This is a genomic window from Mesorhizobium sp. M4A.F.Ca.ET.090.04.2.1, from assembly GCF_003999085.1.
GTDB lineage: Bacteria > Pseudomonadota > Alphaproteobacteria > Rhizobiales > Rhizobiaceae > Mesorhizobium.
In genome coordinates this window covers 1-255 of the sequence record NZ_RZOT01001047.1, presented here as the reverse complement: position 1 = coordinate 255, position 255 = coordinate 1, and the positions used below count along the sequence as shown (strand labels likewise).

Below are 255 nucleotides of genomic sequence, written 5' to 3'. Positions count from 1 at the left end.
AGCTGATCACCATCTCCATCACCGGCACCAACGACGCCGCCATCATCGACGGCACCACCAGCGGCGCGGTCGACGAGGACGGCGCCGATGCCCCGGTCACCGCCATCGGCTCGCTGACGGCAAGCGACGTCGACAACGCCGACAACGTCTTCCAGGCCGACAGCGGCAGCACCAGCTACGGCAGCTTCACCATCGATGCCGCCGGCAACTGGACCTACACGCTCGACGACACCAATCCGACGGTCGACGCCCTCA

1 protein-coding gene is annotated in these 255 nt (G+C 67.1%); it reads left to right on the top strand.

Annotation, left to right across the window (positions count from 1 at the left end):
- On the top strand, positions 1-255 hold a 255-nt coding region (locus tag EN781_RS33965; protein WP_145965849.1), incomplete at both ends, for a VCBS domain-containing protein.